This window comes from Rheinheimera sp. EpRS3 (assembly GCF_001513785.1).
Classification (GTDB): domain Bacteria; phylum Pseudomonadota; class Gammaproteobacteria; order Enterobacterales; family Alteromonadaceae; genus Alishewanella.
The window spans coordinates 83715-102513 of record NZ_LNQS01000008.1; the positions used below are offsets into that span (position 1 = coordinate 83715).

An 18799-nucleotide genomic window follows, 5' to 3' on the forward strand; every position below is an offset into this window, starting at 1 on the left:
ATTGTAGCCTGAAAGGCTAGATAGCCGAGTACCAACCTACTGAACTGATAAATACTTTTCTTTTTTACCGGAACTTAAGTTTGCTCCTTCGATAATAAGGACAACTAAACTGCCGCCATCCCCCCTCAATCAATACAGGGTCTAATTAATAAATGCTAAAGACATTTAGAATTATACAGCCAAGGTTGGAAGTGTAGCTAATGTGCATAAAAAAGGCCTACAGGGTTTATTCTGTAGGCCTTTAAACTTTGGCTTTTTATCGGTTAACTGATCCGAAAACCCTTACCTCACCGACATTAGACTTATGCCACTTTTTGCACGAAGCATGATTAGAACTTCATTCGAATACCTGCGTACATGCGACGACCAATTGGGTCATACACACTGGCGTTAGTTTCAGTACCTGTGCTATTACCAGGTAAACCGGTAATGATTGGAGCGGGTTCTTTATCAAATGCGTTTTGCATGCCAACGTACAGCTCATAGTTATCTGCAGGCTTATAAGATACGTTGATATCATGGTAAGTTGTAGCACCAACACCAACAGATTCAGGTGCTAGATCATAACCAGATAAAAACTGATCATCCAAGTATGAATGACCGATAAATGTCGTGTTCCAGGCAATGCTGAAATCACCAATATCATAGCCTAATGTCAAGTAAAACTTATCTTCAGCTGCACCTACTTCACCAGCAAACACATCTTTATCAGAACCAGGCAACGGGATGGTATAACCGTCTAGCAGGCGTGTATATGCTAAGCGTGCATTGAAACGACCAACTAAATCTAAGTCTTCCAGATTTTTACCATAGGTTACTACGAAATCCACACCTTCAGTAGCAAAACCACCGCTGTTACTTACACCAGAGTCGATGAACTCAAGTGAGCCGGCACTATTAGCACCCTGAGCTGTTGGGCGGCGAGTGATAAAATCACATAGTGAAGCGTCACCGCCACCGTAGCACTGATCCAAAATAAACTGACGTGGTGTAGCTACAATGGCATCTTCAATTTCAATATCGAAGTAATCAACATTAAAATCAAAATCACTTAAAAAACCTTCAGGTGAGAAGGTAAAACCGAAAGTCCAAGATTTACCCTTTTCAGCATCCAAGTTAGGGTTACCGCGGTTAAAGCCACTAATTCCCTGTAAATCCGGTTGAGTCTGTGTAAATGATCCATTGGCATCTATGTTTGCCTGTACTCCTGGTGCAGCACGACAAGCATCAGCCACTGCTCCAGTAGAGGCATTGGTTACACCTAAACAAGGATCAGTCAGCCCTGTAGGGAAATCCTGTGTTGGTGGCGAGAACAACTCATCTACATTAGGCGCACGCACTGATTGCGCACGTATAGCACGGAAACGTAATTCAGGAATCGGCGCCCAGTCCAGCGCGACATTCCAGCTGGTCGTGTTGCCAACTGTAGAGTAGTCGGAAAAGCGCACAGCACCGCGAAGGTTTAACTGGTCAGCCATAAACATATCAGCTAACAGCGGCACATTTACTTCGGTATAAAATTCAGTAACGTCAAATTCACCTTCAGTACGTGGAATCGCATTACCCGCATTTAAACCTGCCTGCTGTAATGGGTCAAACTCGCTGCGAGAAAACTCTTCACGATATTCACCACCAAAACCAAGCCCCACCATACCGGCTGGCAATTCAAATACCTCGCCAGAAATATTAAAGCCAGCATATTTTTGAGAAGCAAAAGTAGCCAGTAACCCTGGAGCAGCAATATAGGTTACCGCTTCATCTGACAGGGTACCTGCGCCATAAACATTAGCTGGTACGCAGCCTTGTGCACGAGCTGTTGCATCACGACACATCAAGCCGCCCTGTCCATCAGGAATAACCTCTAAAGCACTACGAAAGTTAAGCACGTTTACTTGACCACTGGAAACCTGAGCTTCCTTTGTCTGGCCGTATCCGACATAAGCATCGGTATACCAACCATCAGCAATCTCCCCCTCAACACCCGCAACGATACGGAAAGTATCGCGGTCTGCGACGTTTCCACGGTTAGCAACATCAGACAATCGGCGAGAGAAGAAGATATCACGTAAGCCATCACCGTCTTCATCAGCAGCTGCATCAACAATTGCTTGAGGGATGAGAGGATTCACTACCACATTACGAATATACGAGCCAGGATTATTTGGATCGGCAGTAAACGATTCAAATTCAATTGGCATCTGGCCGCCACTATTCTGATATAGAGCCTCAGTATCAAATGGAAATGGCTCTAATTCTGTGATAGTTTGGCTTGATGCATAAGTACCCTCCATAAAAGAAGTCCACCCATCAGTAAACTCATAACTAGCACGACCACTTAAGAGATACCGCTCTGTTGGCACAGCGATAGTACGTACGCCGTTACGGTTGAAGCCATCGGTTGAAGCCCAAGGCCGAATAGTACCGTCTTCGTCGAACGTAAATTGACTGTCCCCAGCAAAGAAACGGCCGGCTGGTGCATAACTTGACAGCAGCGGTACTGCGTTAAACATATCTTCCGGCGCCCCAGTGAAGAAAGCCCCCTCTGAAGCTATATCATTTGCTGAACGTTCACGATCTTTGGAAAAAACGGCTCCCTGATCGGTGTAAGCTGCATGCAACATAACATTGCCTTTACCGTTGGCAGAAGTCACGCCAGTGGTAAACTGAATTTGAGTCTCTTCAGAATCACCTTCACCACTTTCGCCGTACTGCATGTCGAATTCGATACCTTCAAATTCTTTTTTCAGGATAATGTTCACAACACCAGCAACAGCATCTGAACCGTAAACAGCTGATGCACCACCAGTCATGATTTCAATACGTTCAATAAACTGTGCCGGAATAGTGTTTAAGTCAACAGCCATTGAGCCAGGAACACCTGTTACATAACGCCGACCATTTACCAGCACTAAAGTACGCGCCGTACCTAAGTTACGTAAATCTACTGTTGAAACACCTGCGCCTGCTGTCGAAAAGTTAGAGTTCGTACGGCTGATAGCTGGAGCACCAAAAGCGGGGTTCTTTAATAATAAATCTTGAATGTTAGCAACACTTGATGTATCGATATCACTCGCATCAATTACCTGAACCGGTGAAAACCCTTGTAAGTCAGTTGAGCGTAAACGCGAACCTGTAACCTCAATACGCTCAACCTTTGCTACTTCTTCTTCTTCCGCAGCGGTTACCGATGCAGTGAAAGCAGAAGCTGAAGCAGCACCAAATGCGATAGCTAAGCGTACAGCTTTGCTTATTTTATTATTTGTATACATGTATTTCTCCCTGGATCACTATTTAGTGATTCTATTTTTTAACAGTTTCCAACCTTCTGCGGCGCTTTACACTCCGCTTATCTCGGATAACCTCCGATCTGACGCGACTCGATAATAAACGTAGTTTTTTACCTGGGTCAACACATTTACGGAACTTTTCTGGAAACTTATGAGTGAATTTACATAACCGTGCGATTGTGGTTGCATAAAACTGCAGTTGGTAGATAGGTTAATCCGTTCTTTTACTGAGCAGGAACAAATAATTTGTGCCATATTTGAATTTATTTCTTATTATTTGTATATAGATAATTTAAGCGTTGCAATAAAAAAACGGCTGGATAAACCAGCCGTTTTAGGATTTGTATGTCAGACTTTTAGAACTTTAAGCTAACACTCGCTCTGTATGTACGACCTAACATATCGTAGTATCCTGGAAAGGTATTACCACTGTTAACCGACGTTGACGCTGCTTCACCACCAACAACAGGTGCATCTCGATCTAGCAGGTTATCAACACCCAAACTAACAGTTAAACTGTCTGTTACATGATAGTTGGTAAACAGATCGAAATAGCTGTACGAGCCAATCTGACGGAACGGTGCGAACGTAGCCGATTGGAATGCCGTTTCACGCTCGATTGAGCCTAAGTAACGCCATAGCAGGGATACAGATAAATCTTCGTAGTTCCAAGTAGTACGTTGTGTAGCACGTAGTTCATGCTGTGGATCACAGTTCGGGCCATAGAAACCATTACAATCAATAACTTCTGACACAGGCGTACTTAACTGGTCGGCTTTCAGATATTTGTTTACGTTACCGCTAAAATCTAACGAGCCAAAGCTGTCTAAATCAAAACCGAAGTTAAACGCGACTTCCACACCACTGGTACGCAGATAAGACAGGTTAGTGGTGTACGCTTGAACACCAGAGCCAGAGATAGTTAAACCACCACCGATACGGTTTATTTGCGCGCACTGAGCCGTGTTACCCAGCACATAACAGCCATCCAGAATTTCCTGTGGTGTGTTTTCACCGATATAACCACTGACGTCGATATCATAGTAATCTACAGAAAACTGTACACGTTTTACGGTATCAAACTGTGGCGTCCAAACAAAACCAGCAGTTAACGTTTCCGCAGTTTCAGCATCTGGCAACGCATTCGGGTTAGAGCCCGACAATACGTTAATCTGGCCCGCAGCGATATCATCTACCGCACCTACCTGTGCATCAGTCATACCTGTTGCAACACAACGGGCACGTAAAGTTGCATCAATATTAGCGGCATTTGCCACAGAACATGGGTCCAGATTAGCATTCTCCAGAGCTGAAGTCAGAGGTGCATACAGTTCACCTACGTTTGGCGCACGTGTGGCTTTTTGTTTCATTACCCGGACCAGCAATTCGTCGACTGGGCGCCAGGCCAGACCTAACTTCCAGCTACCGTTTTCGCCAACAGTATCATAATTTGCATGACGGTAACCAAACTCCAACTCTACAATATCAGCAAAAGCTACATTCTCGATCAGAGGTAGCTTACCTTCACCGAATACCTCATTAACTTTGAACGAACCGCCTACAGGTAAAGAGTTCCCCCCCGCGCCACCTAAACAGCTTGCAGGAGCCAGTTTTAAGCATTCGTCGGGGTTAAAGAATGCAATTTCTTCCCGGTATTCATAACCAAAGCTCATCGCCAGTGATGACTCAGCAAATGGCGACACCACTGAATCAAACGGGCCATCAATAATGGCAGAGAATACGCGCTGCTGGTATTCAGTGGTAGCAAACGCTGTCGCTGAAGCATAAGCAGCCATCTCTGGAGTAATGGTACCAAAACCACCAAACACATTTAGTGGCACACACCCCGCACCACCGGTTAAACATTCAGTTTCAGACACGGCGTTTAGTGCATTGGCGATGTTAGCGATATTAGTATAACCGGCATTGGTATTGACCCGGTTAGTTTCGCCATGTTGAACCGACACATCATACGCCCAGCTGTCATTAAGAAAGCCCTCAACACCAGCGACTAACTGGAACTGATCGGTATTAAAAGACGTTGAACGCGGGCCTAACTCAGGTGTACGACGGGAAACAGCCAATAATAATGAGTCAGCCGCATCAACAACACCATTGCTGTTAACATCGCGCCATGTTTCCAGACCTGGACCATTCAATGCGCCAATATTGGCATTAGAACTAGTAAGAAGTGCATTCTGAGCCTGAGCAGATAAAAACGGGTTAGCCATTGGCACCCAGAAGGTAGAACCGAAAATGCCTGAGGGGGCGACCTGCTGGCTCACAGAAGTATTGGTAAAGTTAAAGGTACCGTATACAGAATGCTCGTCATTAAGATCATAGTGCGCCATAGCGGTTGCACTATAACGCTTAGCGGGAGTCTGGTAGTAGTTAAATGGGTTAAAGTTATAATCACTACAACGATCACCTAAAACCAGGGTACCATCATCACGGAACTGACCAGCGGCAGCAGGAACACCTACCACACCTACGCGTGTTGGAATACCGGTAGGGCTGCCACCACCTGGTGCTACAACGTTAGGTGTACTGCCACCACATAATGGGTCTGCTGGCGGAACCGGAGCAACACCGTCTACAAAGTTTTGATAGTTAGCGCCGCTCGCCGTGGCAATGCCATAGTTACCCAATGAACGCTGACCGAGTAATAATGGATCACGATCTAACCAGCTAAATGAAACAACGGCGTTACCGCGATCATTGTCAAAATTGCCACCCAGAGTTAACGCCATGTTCTTCGTCTGAGCATCTGCATCCGCGGTGCGCGAATGTGACATATCTAACTCAACGCCTTCAAAATTCCTTTTTAAAATAACGTTGATAGCGCCAGAAATTGCGTCTGAACCATAAACCGCGGAAGCACCGCCGGTTACGATATCGATACGATCGATTAGTGCTGTCGGTATTGTTGAAGTATCAACACTACCCGCAGTGTTAAAAGGCACCATCCGTTTGCCGTTCATCAGAACTAAGTTACGGTTAGAGCCTAATCCACGTAAGTTAACCGTAGCAGCACCACCCGTACCGTTGTTTACGTTGCTGTTATCACCTGGCAAAGAGGCTGGCATATTACGGAAAATACGCTCTATCTCAGGCTGTTGTTGCTGTTCAATTTCAAGCTCGCCAACCGTTGCTATCGGGCTTGTTGAAACAGCGTTAGCACTTCTGATACGACTACCAGTAATTTGAATCTTTTCCACTTGTTGTTCTGCTGCAACGTCCTCTTGTGCATTTACAGCAGCAGAGTGCATGGCAAGCGAGGACGCAGCACCAAAAGCGATGGCCAAGCGCACGGCTTTAGCTATTTTATTATTTGTATACATGTTTTCTCCCTGGATCACTGTTTTCATTTCAGCAATTTTATTTAAACCAACAACCACTTATCGCCAAAAGCCCCCCACTAAACACACCCAGAGGGCCTTTCGTCGCACATTGATAATAGGCTGAGAATTTCAGCAGGGTCAACAGCTTTTACGGAACAATTTGTAATTTAAATTGTCATCCTCTGCCGTAAAAATGGCCAGGTGGCATTTTTCTTCGAAGTTTGCCGTTGTCAACCCTTCAAGCATCGAAATTCAAATTAATATAGTCAATAGCTTAGGTAAAATATGCTTTGTCAGGCGATAGCAATGGGTTATCAAAAACCGGGGTTAATAAAATAGCGCATGTAAACTTTTAAATACAGTTACCAATAATATTTACCGAGCTTTCCTCACAAGTGCCTGAACTAATTTCTTTAGGTTTCGTGAGACGCGAATGCTTTGCCTGTAAAGCGCATTACGTATACAATCAAACAACTGTATATAAATACACATCGAACATGTTAAGTGACCAGCTAAAAAGCCAAATCCGCGCTATACATACGCGCATTAAAACCACCCTGCCTAATTACCAACCCAGGCAGGGACAAAACCAGTTGGTAGCAGAAATGGCAAAAATTGTCTCTGGCACTTACCATCGCCGGGAGCGTATTGGTTTAATTGAGGCTGGCACCGGTACCGGTAAATCGCTGGCTTATATGCTGGCGGTTATTCCTTATGCGTTGGCGCAAAAGAAAAAAGTGGTTATTGCCACGGCAACAGTGGCGCTGCAGGAGCAATTGGTAAATAAAGACCTGCCGTTTTTTCAACAACACAGCAAGCTGTTATTTGAATTTAGTCTGGTAAAAGGCCGCCAGCGTTATGCTTGTATTGAGCGGGTGCGCCAGCAGCAAAAGCATCCTGAGTTATTTGCCACCGTTAACGATGCAACTTTTGACTGGCAAAAATTGCTGGATAACTGGCAGCAGCGTAAATGGCTGGGTGACAGGGATACGCTGACGACACCGTTAACTGAAGACCTGTGGCAGCGTATTGTTGCTGATCCGCTGCATTGCAGTAAAACAGACCGCCGCCATATGAACTGCCCGTTTCACCTTGCCCGAGCCGAGGTAAGTAATGCCGATGTGCTGGTGGTAAACCATGCCTTACTTCTGGCAGATTTATCCAGTGGTAACAGTATATTACCGCCGCCGGAAGAAACGCTTTATGTGATAGACGAGGCGCATCACTTGCCCGACAGCGCGCGGGAATTTTTTGCCGCTCAGGCCCAGCTTACTCACAATAGCGTTTGGCTGGAAAAGGCGGCTAAAACTATTCAACAGCTGATTACCCTACTACCCGCTACCTTGATGAAAGAGTTATTACGCTTCGATGATAGCTGCAATGAACTCAACAGCTTACTAAAACCGATAGAGCGCTGTGTGGCAGAATTTAAGCCACGTTGGTTTGGCGAGAAAACGGAGTTTCGTTTTACCGATGCCGCACTGCCTAAGCTGTTTCAGCAGCAAGCCGAGCAACTGTCACAGGTTAGCCAGAAGGCACTGACGCAACTGGAAAAAATTCAGCAGCATTTGCAGGAAAACGTCTCTGAACAGCAGTTACCGCTTAAGCAAAGCATGGGTCTGCTGCAAGAGTTAGGCTATTTGCGCCAGAAAATTGAGCAACAACAAGCACTGTGGCAATTGTATGCTTCAGAGCAGGAAAAAAACGTTTACCAGGCGCGCTGGGTTGAGCTACAAAATCAGAGCCAATATGTTGTTGGCCATGCCTGTCCACTTGGCGTTGCAAATAAGCTGGAGCAGCTGCTATTTACCGATGCCTTTGCGGTGATCCTCTGCTCTGCAACGCTTACTGCGTTAAATTCATTCCAGTACATCAAGTATGATTTAGGCCTGACACAATTTGAAGGTGTGCAAACATTGCAGGTAGCATCGCCTTTTGCCTACGCGGAAAAAGGCCGGATTGTTATTCCGAAAATGCAAACAGAGCCCACAGAGCAGGCTTATACCGATGAGCTGGCAACACTGCTGCCTGCTTACTTGCCAGATGGTCAGGCCAGCCTGGTGCTGTTTGCTTCATACTGGCAAATGCAGCAAGTCGCTGAGGCTCTGCGTAAAAAGAAATTTTCACTATTAGTGCAAGGTGAAGCTTCACGCCAGGCGTTACTGCAGTTGCATGGTGAAAACTGCAAACATAACCGCACCAGTATTTTATTTGGCACCCAGAGCTTTTCTGAAGGGCTGGATTTACCCGGTAAATTGCTTACCAATCTGGTGATTACCAAACTGCCCTTTGCTGTGCCTACCTCACCTCTGGAAGAAGCCTTAGCTGAGGCGATTACAAAAAAAGGCGGAAATGCATTTTTGCAACTGACTATTCCGGCTACCTCAAAGAAACTGGTGCAAGCCTGTGGTAGACTGCTGCGCCAGGAACAAGACGAAGGCCGGATAGTGATCCTTGACCGGCGTCTGGTAACTAAAGCCTACGGCAGCGCAATGTTAAATGCCTTGCCGCCGTTTCGTCGTCAAATTGAGTATTAACAGGAACCTGCCTTGTTCGCTGAATTAGCTTTAGAACCTTCTGTATTGTTGATTCTCTGCGCTGTTGCATTCAGTGCCGGTTTTATTGACGCTATTGCCGGCGGTGGCGGCTTACTGACTGTACCGGCACTGCTTACCGCAGGCCTGCCGCCACATGTGGTACTGGGTACCAATAAGCTGGCTTCAACATTTGGCTCTTTTACTGCATCACTTACCTATTACCGTAAAAAGCTGTTTAATCCGTTGTATTGGCAGCGCAGTTTACTCTACACCGCTATTGGTGCGGTATTGGGCACGCTGGTTGTAGACATGATTAGCAAAGAAGCGCTGGAAAAAATACTGCCACTGCTTATTTTGCTGGCGGCTATTTATACCCTGTTTAACCGTATGCAACCTGATGATGCTTTAAAGCTGCCGCCGCAAAACGCTAAGTTATTCTGGCAACAACGGGCTCAGGGCATGACTCTGGGTTTTTATGACGGTATTGCCGGCCCTGGCGCAGGGGCATTCTGGATGGTGTCTACTATGGCGCTGTACAAAATCAACCTGCTGCTGACTTGCGGCGTAGCACGCACGATGAATTTTGTCAGCAATGGTTTTTCTCTGGTGGCTTTTATTGCTTTGGGCCATGTCAATTTTACCCTTGGCATCGCTATGGGTCTGTGTTTAATGCTTGGCGCCTGGCTGGGTGCGCATTCAGCCATTAAATTTGGCAGCCGCTTTATCCGCCCGGTATTTATTTGCGTGGTTATTACTATTGCTTTGCGCCTGGCCTGGCAGGCCTGGGGTAATTAAATGGACTTACTGGCCACCTTAAGCCACCAGTTGCAACAACTGTGGCAACAGGCAGAGCAGATTGATCTGCAACAGGTGGCAGGCAAGCCACAAAACTGGTTTGACAGTGCCCTGTTCAGTTGCCGCTCGCCGCACCTGACAGACTACGTTGGCGAAGCACAGCGTAACTTGCGTCATTTACAGGACAGCAACCTTAGCAGCATGGCGAAGCAACGCCTGGTACAACGGTTAAGCGAGCAAACCTCAGCGCTAACCAGAGCTTTTCGCAATGTTGATACCCGGCGCAAGCCCACCAGTAAAGGCAAATTAAAAGCGGTGGTGCAACAAATAAGCGCCAGCAGCCAGCAGTTATACCAGCAACTTAGCGATACCCAGGAGTTTGAGCGCCGCTTGCAGGATATGATTAGCCTGGCCAACCGGGAAAACTCAGCCGAAGCCATACAGCGTACACTGGCTTTACATGCCCGTTTAGGCCGCTGTCGCAAAGCGTTATCCGATATTGAACGGCAAATTCAGGACTTGGAACGGCGGAACTGAACTGATGGTAATCGCTAAACCAATGCTAAGTGCGCTACCTGCCATGCTGTATCACCCTTGTTACAGTGAACTTAACCTGCCTGACAGGCACCGTTATCCCATTACAAAATACCGCACCTTGTATCAGCGCCTGTTGGATATAGGGCTGCGCGAGAGCGCCTTTACCCGATCAGTCCCTGTCACTGTAGAACAACTGGCCGAGGTACATTGTCGCACCTATATTCAAAGTCTGGCTGATGGCACTATTGATGCCAAAGCCATGCGCCGTATTGGTTTCCCATGGTCAGAACAGCTTTTTCAGCGTTCGTTATATTCATTAGGCGGCACGTTGCAAACGGCTCAGGCAGCCCTTAACAGTGGTATAGCGCTGCATTTAAGCGGTGGCTATCACCATGCTTTTTATGCCGAAGGCTCAGGATTTTGTTTATTTAACGATCTGGTGGTCGCCGCTAAGGCCATGCTAACACAGGGGCTGGATAAAATTCTGCTGCTGGATCTGGATGTGCATCAGGGTGACGGCAGTGCCCTGATGCTAGCCGACGAGCCGCGTATTATCAGTTGCTCTGTGCATTGTGAAAAAAACTTCCCTGCCCGTAAACAGCATTCCGATTGGGATATAGGGCTGGCTAAAGATTGCTCTGACACCGACTATTTAGAAGCCGTGCAGCAAAGCCTGCAAACCTTGCTTAACTGGCACCGGCCAGATTTGGTGATTTTTGACGCCGGTGTGGATATTCATCAACAGGATGAGCTGGGGCTATTAAATATTTCTACCAGGGCTTTATATCAACGTGATTTATTGGTGCTGCAAAGCTGTGTGGACCAGGGTATACCTGTTGCCGCCGTTATCGGCGGTGGTTACCAGCGCAATATAGATACGCTGGTACAGCTACACCTGCAGCTGTTTAAAGCCGCTTTTACGCTACATGGCTCAGACTTCGCCGGCAAAATAAAAACCTAAACGCCGTTTTACCTGAGGTGGTAACACTGGCAGGTCGGTTTTAGGCAGCAGGAAAGTTGCCATATTAAACAAGTCAGTAAAGATTCGGTTTTTCTCTGTTGTACGCTTCAAATAATCATGCCCGGACGAGCCGCCGGTGCCAATTTTGGTACCTAACATGCGCTGTACCATCATGGCATGTTTGTAGCGCCATATTGTCAGCAGTTCATCTATTTCGGTTAAGCAGGTCAGCAACTGAAATGGCAGGTTAAAAACCGGCTCTTCCTGATACAGGCTGATAAATAATGCCGATAACATAGCGCGTTGACTTAAACGGAAGGTACCGGATTGCTGTAATTGCAGATACTTGTCTTTATCCAGCAAGGCGGCAAATTTTTCCGCAGTGCGGGCAATTTCAGCCAGTTGCAATTCGCGCTCGTGTTCGGCAATTTGTGCAATTGACTGCACAGTTGCTTTATCTTCTGCCAGCATCGTGTCTGTTGCCTGCTGATACATTTGCCAGAAACTGAAGTTTTCCAGCTCAAGAAACGGCATACGCTCCAGCCACTTTTCTATGCGCTCAAACAGGCTGGGATCGTGTTCAAGCTGCTGCAGGAAAGTACGATCTTTTTCATTTAACCGGCTGTAAAACGAGTTTTTATCAAAATCGATACGAAAATCGCTTTTCAGGCCCAGGCCAATTTCCAGCATTTTAAACTGGATACTCTGGAAACCGGATGCCGGTACCAGGTAATCACGAAACGACATAAAATCCTGCGGCGTCATAGTTTCAATGACACCAATCTGCTGGTTAAGCAACTGCTGAATGGTGATTACCCGCTTTAACTTATGCACTATGCCGGTAAGCTGCTCATCTTTAACTTCTTCACCGGCAAACACATCCATTACAGCTTTAAGCTCATGTAAAATTTGCTTAAACCACAGCTCATATACCTGATGCACAATAATAAACAGCGTTTCATCATGGGCTTCATTGGCGTATTTGGCACTTTCCGGTGCCTGTGCTGTCAGTATTTTGTCCAGTTGCAGGTAGTCGCCGTAGTAGCAGGGAGTGGTATTTTTTTGCATTGCAGTTCTTCTGTCATGATTCTACCGCGCATTGTAGCAGCGAAGTGAGCTAACTCAATCTTTCAGTGGTCTTTTACCGTAAAGCTGATTATGCTTTGAGCTGACTGTAAACAAGATTGAGGCAAGTATGAAACTGGACGACGATATCCATAATTATTATGAAAAACTGACACTGGATCATATTGTTGAGTTAGGGCTCGACCAGCAGAAAGATGCTGAGTATCTGGCCGATTTATGCTGTATTTCGTTAAACCTGCTGCCGCCCCGCTATATTAGATACGAAGTCGACATGGCGTTTTATCTGCCACAAAGCGAGCGTTTTGAAATGCGGATGAAAGTAAAAGAGGCCGTTGCCAGGGCCCGGCAGTTTCTGGACAATAATGCGTGAGTACTGAGCTGGCTCAGGCACCGGTGCATGTGCAACTGGCGGTAGATTTAATTCTGCTGCTGGAGCAACATCAGATAGATGCCAATACTGCACTTCTGGCATTAGAGATAGTGAAAAAAGATTTTGAACAGAAGCGGGATTTGGGTGGCAACCCCACCAGCCACATCCCGGCACATACGTCATAAACTGTGGCTGCTTCCTTCCGGACCTGACCAGGTTCGCTTACTAGTATTGCGAGAGGACCAATGGGGCTACCATTGAACTGCTGAATCCTCAACAGGCGCGCATTATGCGCAAAAGCAGGCGTTGTTGCAAGCCTGCTTTTGGCAAAATTGGCTACTGCAGCAATTGTTTGTAGCGCTGCAATACCGCTTTAAAGCGTTGCTGGTTGTCCGGCCCCAAACGGATCATTTGCTTTTGCGCTGCAGGCAGTTGCTCTATCGCCGGATCGGCAAACACATACACCACAGAAGGCCGCTCCAGGGCCAACGGGTAACTTACCTCCGGTGTCGCCAGCATCACATCAATAGCCGCTATCAGTTTATTTTTAAATAACTCATCCGGGTAACCCAGCTCAGCATAGGCTTGCTGCAATAACGGCTCGTACCGGTTAAATAAGGCCAGTATCTGCTCGGCAGGCACGCTTTCAATCAATTCAATGTATGGCCGGTAACGGGCAAAACTGCTTTCATCCAGTTGCATGGCGTCACCTTCAGCCAAAGCAAATTTTTGCTCTAGCGGTTGTAACAGCGAATGGCCGGCTGCTAACTGCCCTTGCGCAGTATTGTCGGTTTGCACAACAAAATTACGCAGCATCTCTTCGGTAACGAAAAGGCCCGCCAGGCCGGAGCGCCAGTTTAATGCCAGTAAGCGCTGCTTTACCTCAACATCTGATTCATCCAGGGTAGGCAACACAGGTTCAGGCTCTGACACAGGCGCACTAACTTCGGGTTCAGTTAGCTGCTCTTGCAATGGCGTGGTAGTGTCAGGTTCTGCTGTATCCTGCTCTGGTTCTGCTTCAGACTGCGGTGCGACAGGTTCAGTGGTAACAGGCGGTAATAAATTAATAGCCGGTTCCTGCTCTTCATCTTTAGCCAGCAACAACCATAAGGCCAGCAGTACCACTATGACGATAGCGGCGATGCCTGCGTAATATAACTGCTGATTATTGTTCGGTTTTTGTTCTGCCATAACAACCTCGGTAGCATTCTGATGGTGTAACGCGATTAAGCGTTGCATTCTTTAACGATTCCAGCAATATACTAAGCAATGAGCCTGTTGTCTGGAAAAAGTTCAACTTCTGTTATGTCTGAACACGATGTAAAAGCCGAAAAAAAGACGGCATTGTTATTAACCGGCGGCGGCGCCCGTGCGGCTTATCAGGTCGGGGTGCTAAAAGCGATAGCACAACAATTCCCCCGTAGCAGTAAATTGCCTTTTCAGATTATCAGTGGCACATCAGCCGGGGCAATTAATGGTGCCGCCATGGCTTGCTATGCATCCTGTTTTCATCTTGGCGTGAAAAAGCTGGAGTGGATTTGGCGTAACTTTCATACCGATCAGGTGTATTACTCTGACTATCCACGCGTATTCCGGCAGATACTACGCGGTATTTTCAGCGCATTTCAGGCCGACTATGCCAATAAAACCGCGGTCAGCTTGTTTGACAATAAACCACTGCGGCAAATGCTGCTCAAAGTGCTGGATCTAAAACGGATTGACCGCAATATTATGGGCGGTTATCTGTCCAGTGTGTCAGTTACGGCTTCATGCTACAACAACGGCGACTCAATCACGTTTTTCCAATCTGATCAGGCACAGGAATGGCGCCGGGCTAAGCGTTGTGGCCAGCGCACCTTGCTTGGTGTGCATCATCTGATGGCATCTGCGGCTATTCCGCTGGTATTTCCTTCGGTGCGTATTCATCAGCAGTATTTTGGCGATGGTTCGGTAAATCAGCTCGCGCCGCTTAGTGCCCCTATTCATCTGGGCGCAGATAAAATACTGATTATCGGCGTGGCCGATCCGCGTAAAAATGAACACAACCAGCGGATGATGCATCATCCGGGGCTGGCTACCATTGCCGGGCATTTGCTTGATACTGTGTTTACTGACAGTTTAAACTCGGATCTTGAACGTATGCAGCGGGTTAATAACACTATTCAGACCATGCAGCAGCACGGTATAAAAACGGATCTTAAGCCGGTGCAAAGCCTGTTTATCAACCCGAGCCAGAACTTTGGCCAGATTGCCAGTGAACATTTTTTATCTCTGCCTATGGCAGTCCGTACCATCCTGAGAATGACCGGTATTCGCCAGCACTCAGATTCCAGCCTGGCCAGCTATTTACTGTTTGAACAGCGTTATACCCGCCGGTTAATTGAGTTGGGCTATGAAGATGCAACAGCCCAAATGGACACTATTTTGCAGTTTCTGGCCGATGATAAGCGCTAACTAGCTGTCAAAGCCTTGGCATTCAAACTGTGGCCCGGCTTACCAACTTTGCTATCATACTGATAATTATTACTATAATATTTCTGGCCTGTTATTTGCTTTATTAGAAAAAAGCAATAACGGATACGCCAATGGAATACCTGTTAGTACACGAGGTCGCGCTAAGTAACGCCCCCAGCTATACAGCTATGACCAAACTGCAGCACTGGCCAGAGCTGGCGGAATGCGCTGAACAAAGCCTGATCAGCCAGTTGCAAACCACACTGGATATTCAGCAGCAGCTGAATATTATTTCTATGGCAGTAGGCAAAGTTTTGCCGGTGGCGGCCCTGAAATTAAAAACTGCAGTGGGTGAGTTTGAAGCCATCGGTTCAAGACCGGCTGATACTGAGCATCGCAGTGTGTTGGTGCTAAACCAACAATGCCTGGCCGAGCTGATTTACCAGAGCGAGCATGCTTTTACCCCGATGATTCAACGCGAACTGTTACTGCTCGAAAGTGAATGGCTGTTTGCTCTGCGCAATGCACTGGTTGTCTGCCGGTTGCAGCAAATGGCACTGAAAGACACCTTAACGGGTCTTGGCAACCGCCGTTTTTTTGACGATAGTTTTGATAAAGCCATACAACTGGCGAAACGCCATGACGAACGCTGCGCCTTACTGTTACTGGATTTAGACAACTTTAAACAGGTTAATGATATTGCAGGCCACAGCGCTGGAGATGACGTATTGCTGGCGGTTGCCGATTGTCTGCGGGATACATTGCGCGTAACGGATAGTTTATTCCGCTTTGGTGGAGATGAGTTTGCCGTAATTTTATCTGCTCAGGACGCAGACTGCGCTGAGCTAGTTGCCCGAAGGTTACTGCGGGCAATCAATCAGCATCATTTGTGTAAGCAATATGAGGTAAGTGCCAGCGCTGGTTTAGCCTTGCTAAAAGCTCCGGAGCAAAGCAGTAAACAATTATTTGCTGCTGCCGACGCTGCACTCTATTCTGCCAAAGAGGCCGGTAAAAGCACGGTAAGGGTAGCCTGAATAAGCCTGGCTTAAATTAACTATGTTGCTGCCAGCTTAACCAGCACTTTGCCTGCTCAGGCAAAGTGCTGCTAGCAAAACCCGCCACGGCAACCAACTCACCATCAACCAACAGTAGCGGTACCTGCAATCGCTGCCACGGCGGCACCTGCCACAACTTAAACCACTGTTTTAATGGCTTACTCATTGCACTGCCTGCTGGTTTAAACCGCAAGCTTAACTGGCCAAATACAATTTGTGCTGACGTCGCTGCCAGCGGCAAAGCATCAGCCTGTGGCTGTGACTGGGCAGAGAAATACAAACTGTTGCCACAAGGCAGTTGCAGTTTTGTTTCGCCTTGCCAGCTGAAGCTTTGCACTGGTACCGTTACCTGTGCATCAGTCAACAAGTACAGCCTGTTTGCATAGCGGCGCAGCTGATAGTCAGCACACACCAACACCGGCGTTGCATCATTACGGGCAGCAATAACCTGCTGCTTTAACGTAGTAAGCCACTGAGTTGACGGATTTAAGCCATAACTACTTAGCCAGCGGCGGATCACTAAATCCTGTTGTAGCGGTAGCAGTTTTGTCAGCTCTGCCAGCAGCAAGGTATTATTACGCACACAACTTTCTTGCGCCTGTTCGGTGTAATAATCAGCCAGTTGTTGTAAATCGGCCAGATGTTGCATACTGCGCCGCGTGGTAGCAATAAACTGTGGCCAGCGCTCTAGCAGTGCAGGTGTAATATGCTGGCGGATAAAGTTACGTTCAAACCGGGTATCGTCGTTACTGTCATCATTTACCCAGTTCAACTGCTGCTGTGCAGCATAAGCAGCAAGTTCGACACGGCTGAAAGGCAATAAAGGCCGACGTAGCATCCCAGGGGCAAAACTGCGCTGCGCGGCAATACCACTTAGCCCTGCGGCACCCGAGCCACGCTTTAAGGCTAACAGCAAGCTTTCCAATTGATCATCACCATGATGTGCCGTCAGCAGCAGATGCTTATCTGAGCGGATAAATTCTGCCAGTGCCTGATAGCGGGCCTTGCGGGCTTTTAATTCAAGGTTGTCATGGCCGCTTAGCGCCACGCTACGCTGCGTAAATGCTATACCCCGCTCACTGCACTGCCCGGCACAGAAGTCGCCCCACTGCGCTGCATAAGCACTAATGCCATGATTAACATACACAGCCTGTAATAAAAATGGTTGTAACAACTGAGCCTTAGCCAATAAGTCGAGCAACACCATCGAATCCAGCCCGCCACTTAACGCCAGCACAACATGGCTGTCAGCTTGCAGCGCTAACGTCTGCAATAAATAGCGAGGGCTCAGCTCAGGGGTTAGTTCGGGCATCGGGTGTTTTACCGGGTTATCAAGGCGCTAAGGCTAACACAAAATAAAAAGCCAGTGCAGAGGCACTGGCTTATCGGTAGCAATTACTGTTTAGCAGTAACCATAAGACATCAGACGCTTGTAGCGTACGTCCAGTAGCTCTTTGCTGCTCATTTTCTGCAATTTTTGTAAATCACGCAGTAAAGCCTGTTTTAACGTTTGCGCCATCTGCTCCGGTGCTCGATGTGCGCCACCCAGGGGTTCAGGCAATACTTCGTCAATCAGTTTCAGCTCTTTAATCCGCTCAGCGGTAATGCCCATGGCTTCAGCAGCCAGTGGCGCCTTTTCCGCACTTTTCCACAAAATTGAGGCACAGCCTTCCGGCGAAATAACCGAGTAAGTGCTGTACTGCAGCATATTCACTTTATCGCCCACACCAATCGCCAAAGCGCCACCGGAGCCGCCTTCACCGATCACGGTGCAGATCACCGGTACTTTCAGGCCCGCCATTACTTTTAAGTTGCGGGCGATAGCTTCAGATTGGCCACGCTCTTCGGCACCAATACCCGGGTAAGCACCCGGTGTATCGATAAAAGTAACAATAGGCAGGTTAAAACGCTCAGCCATTTCCATTAAACGCAGCGCTTTACGATAACCCTCCGGGCGTGGCATACCAAAGTTACGCTTAATTTTCTCGCGTGTATCACGGCCTTTTTGATGGCCTATAATCATCACCGGTATATCGCCCAGGCGCGCAGTACCGCCAATAATAGCCTGATCGTTGGCAAAGGTACGATCACCGGCTAAATCATCAAAGTCGGTAAACACATGCTGAATATAATCCAGCGTGTAAGGCCTAAGCGGATGACGCGCCAGCTGCGCGACCTGCCATGCACCCAACTCAGAAAAGATCTTTTTCGTCAGCCCCTGGCTTTTTTCTTTTAGTTTGTTGATCTCTTCTTCTAAACCCAAATCGTAGTCGCCACTGCGGCTGACGTTACGTAATTCGTCTATTTTTGCTTCAAGTTCAGCAATAGGTTGCTCAAACTCTAAATAATTCAGCATCATCGACTGTCACTACCTAA

At 47.3% G+C, this 18799-nt stretch carries 13 protein-coding genes, 1 other RNA gene and 1 pseudogene; 8 read left to right on the top strand and 7 right to left on the bottom strand.

Going from position 1 to position 18799, the window contains the following annotated elements:
* Positions 1-329: 329 nt before the first annotated feature.
* The gene (locus tag AR688_RS09040; protein ID WP_068232313.1) at positions 330-3269 is read right to left on the bottom strand and encodes a TonB-dependent receptor domain-containing protein; all 2940 of its coding nucleotides are present in this window, start codon (positions 3267-3269) and stop codon (positions 330-332) included.
* Positions 3270-3643: 374 nt separating this feature from the next.
* A complete protein-coding gene (locus AR688_RS09045; protein ID WP_068232316.1) occupies positions 3644-6628 on the bottom strand; it encodes a TonB-dependent receptor domain-containing protein in 2985 nt (994 codons plus the stop codon).
* 497 nt (positions 6629-7125) lie between these two features.
* On the opposite strand from AR688_RS09045, the gene dinG reads away from it, so the two are divergent.
* From dinG to AR688_RS09065, 4 genes are read left to right on the top strand one after another with little or no spacing between them, the layout of a single operon-like run.
* Positions 7126-9165, top strand: coding sequence for an ATP-dependent DNA helicase DinG (dinG, locus tag AR688_RS09050; RefSeq protein WP_068232319.1), 2040 nt, complete (start codon positions 7126-7128; stop codon positions 9163-9165).
* Positions 9166-9177: 12 nt separating this feature from the next.
* Complete coding sequence (locus AR688_RS09055; RefSeq protein ID WP_068232322.1) at positions 9178-9960, top strand: sulfite exporter TauE/SafE family protein; 783 nt, start codon at positions 9178-9180, stop codon at positions 9958-9960.
* Entirely contained in the window at positions 9961-10497 is a 537-nt protein-coding gene (priC, locus tag AR688_RS09060; RefSeq protein ID WP_068232325.1) for a primosomal replication protein PriC, read from the top strand.
* Positions 10498-10501: 4 nt separating this feature from the next.
* Positions 10502-11458 carry a histone deacetylase family protein gene (locus AR688_RS09065; protein ID WP_231732026.1) on the top strand — a complete coding sequence of 319 codons (957 nt, stop codon included), beginning with the start codon at positions 10502-10504 and terminating at the stop codon, positions 11456-11458.
* Here AR688_RS09065 and AR688_RS09070 read toward each other — a convergent pair.
* Positions 11429-12526, bottom strand: coding sequence for a tryptophan 2,3-dioxygenase family protein (locus AR688_RS09070; protein WP_068232328.1), 1098 nt, complete (start codon positions 12524-12526; stop codon positions 11429-11431). The genes AR688_RS09065 and AR688_RS09070 overlap by 30 nt on opposite strands.
* Before the next feature lie 127 nt (positions 12527-12653).
* Between AR688_RS09070 and AR688_RS09075 the strand changes: the two genes are divergently transcribed.
* Together AR688_RS09075 and AR688_RS20605 are read left to right on the top strand one after the other, a co-directional pair.
* On the top strand, positions 12654-12914 hold the full coding sequence (locus tag AR688_RS09075) for a late competence development ComFB family protein (RefSeq protein WP_068232331.1): 261 nt from the start codon (positions 12654-12656) through the stop codon (positions 12912-12914).
* A pseudogene (locus AR688_RS20605) lies at positions 12911-13036 on the top strand (DUF2496 domain-containing protein); the annotation flags it as partial. The gene AR688_RS09075 and the pseudogene AR688_RS20605, both read left to right, overlap by 4 nt.
* Before the next feature lie 29 nt (positions 13037-13065).
* Here AR688_RS20605 and ffs read toward each other — a convergent pair.
* Both ffs and AR688_RS09085 read right to left on the bottom strand, forming a co-directional pair.
* Positions 13066-13162: signal recognition particle sRNA small type (gene ffs, locus AR688_RS09080), an RNA gene on the bottom strand.
* Between the two features lie 88 nt (positions 13163-13250).
* Positions 13251-14153: a DUF3014 domain-containing protein gene (locus AR688_RS09085; RefSeq protein WP_197412186.1), complete on the bottom strand. Its 903-nt coding sequence runs from the start codon at positions 14151-14153 to the stop codon at positions 13251-13253.
* A gap of 66 nt (positions 14154-14219) precedes the next feature.
* Between AR688_RS09085 and AR688_RS09090 the strand changes: the two genes are divergently transcribed.
* Positions 14220-15368 (top strand): patatin-like phospholipase family protein, encoded by a 1149-nt coding sequence (locus tag AR688_RS09090; protein ID WP_068234068.1) that lies wholly within the window; start codon positions 14220-14222, stop codon positions 15366-15368.
* 131 nt (positions 15369-15499) lie between these two features.
* Positions 15500-16402, top strand: coding sequence for a GGDEF domain-containing protein (locus AR688_RS09095; RefSeq protein ID WP_068232335.1), 903 nt, complete (start codon positions 15500-15502; stop codon positions 16400-16402).
* A gap of 16 nt (positions 16403-16418) precedes the next feature.
* Here AR688_RS09095 and tilS read toward each other — a convergent pair whose 3' ends face one another.
* Positions 16419-17735, bottom strand: a complete 1317-nt coding sequence (tilS, locus tag AR688_RS09100) for a tRNA lysidine(34) synthetase TilS (RefSeq protein ID WP_068232338.1) — start codon at positions 17733-17735, stop codon at positions 16419-16421.
* A 90-nt stretch (positions 17736-17825) separates the two neighbouring features.
* The gene (gene accA, locus AR688_RS09105) at positions 17826-18782 is read right to left on the bottom strand and encodes an acetyl-CoA carboxylase carboxyl transferase subunit alpha (protein ID WP_068232341.1); all 957 of its coding nucleotides are present in this window, start codon (positions 18780-18782) and stop codon (positions 17826-17828) included.
* Between the last annotated feature and the right edge of the window lie 17 nt (positions 18783-18799).

Excerpts from the sequence above, each read along its gene's own strand:
- AR688_RS09065 (WP_231732026.1), top strand. The coding sequence starts at position 10,502 with ATGGTAATCGCTAAACCAATGCTAAGTGCGCTACCTGCCATGCTGTAT.
- tilS (WP_068232338.1), bottom strand. The coding sequence starts at position 17,735 with ATGCCCGAACTAACCCCTGAGCTGAGCCCTCGCTATTTATTGCAGACG.
- dinG (WP_068232319.1), top strand. The coding sequence starts at position 7,126 with ATGTTAAGTGACCAGCTAAAAAGCCAAATCCGCGCTATACATACGCGC.
- AR688_RS09090 (WP_068234068.1), top strand. The coding sequence starts at position 14,220 with ATGTCTGAACACGATGTAAAAGCCGAAAAAAAGACGGCATTGTTATTA.
- AR688_RS09070 (WP_068232328.1), bottom strand. The coding sequence starts at position 12,526 with ATGCAAAAAAATACCACTCCCTGCTACTACGGCGACTACCTGCAACTG.
- AR688_RS09095 (WP_068232335.1), top strand. The coding sequence starts at position 15,500 with ATGGAATACCTGTTAGTACACGAGGTCGCGCTAAGTAACGCCCCCAGC.
- accA (WP_068232341.1), bottom strand. The coding sequence starts at position 18,782 with ATGATGCTGAATTATTTAGAGTTTGAGCAACCTATTGCTGAACTTGAA.
- AR688_RS09040 (WP_068232313.1), bottom strand. The coding sequence starts at position 3,269 with ATGTATACAAATAATAAAATAAGCAAAGCTGTACGCTTAGCTATCGCA.
- AR688_RS09045 (WP_068232316.1), bottom strand. The coding sequence starts at position 6,628 with ATGTATACAAATAATAAAATAGCTAAAGCCGTGCGCTTGGCCATCGCT.
- AR688_RS09085 (WP_197412186.1), bottom strand. The coding sequence starts at position 14,153 with ATGCAACGCTTAATCGCGTTACACCATCAGAATGCTACCGAGGTTGTT.
- AR688_RS09075 (WP_068232331.1), top strand. The coding sequence starts at position 12,654 with ATGAAACTGGACGACGATATCCATAATTATTATGAAAAACTGACACTG.
- priC (WP_068232325.1), top strand. The coding sequence starts at position 9,961 with ATGGACTTACTGGCCACCTTAAGCCACCAGTTGCAACAACTGTGGCAA.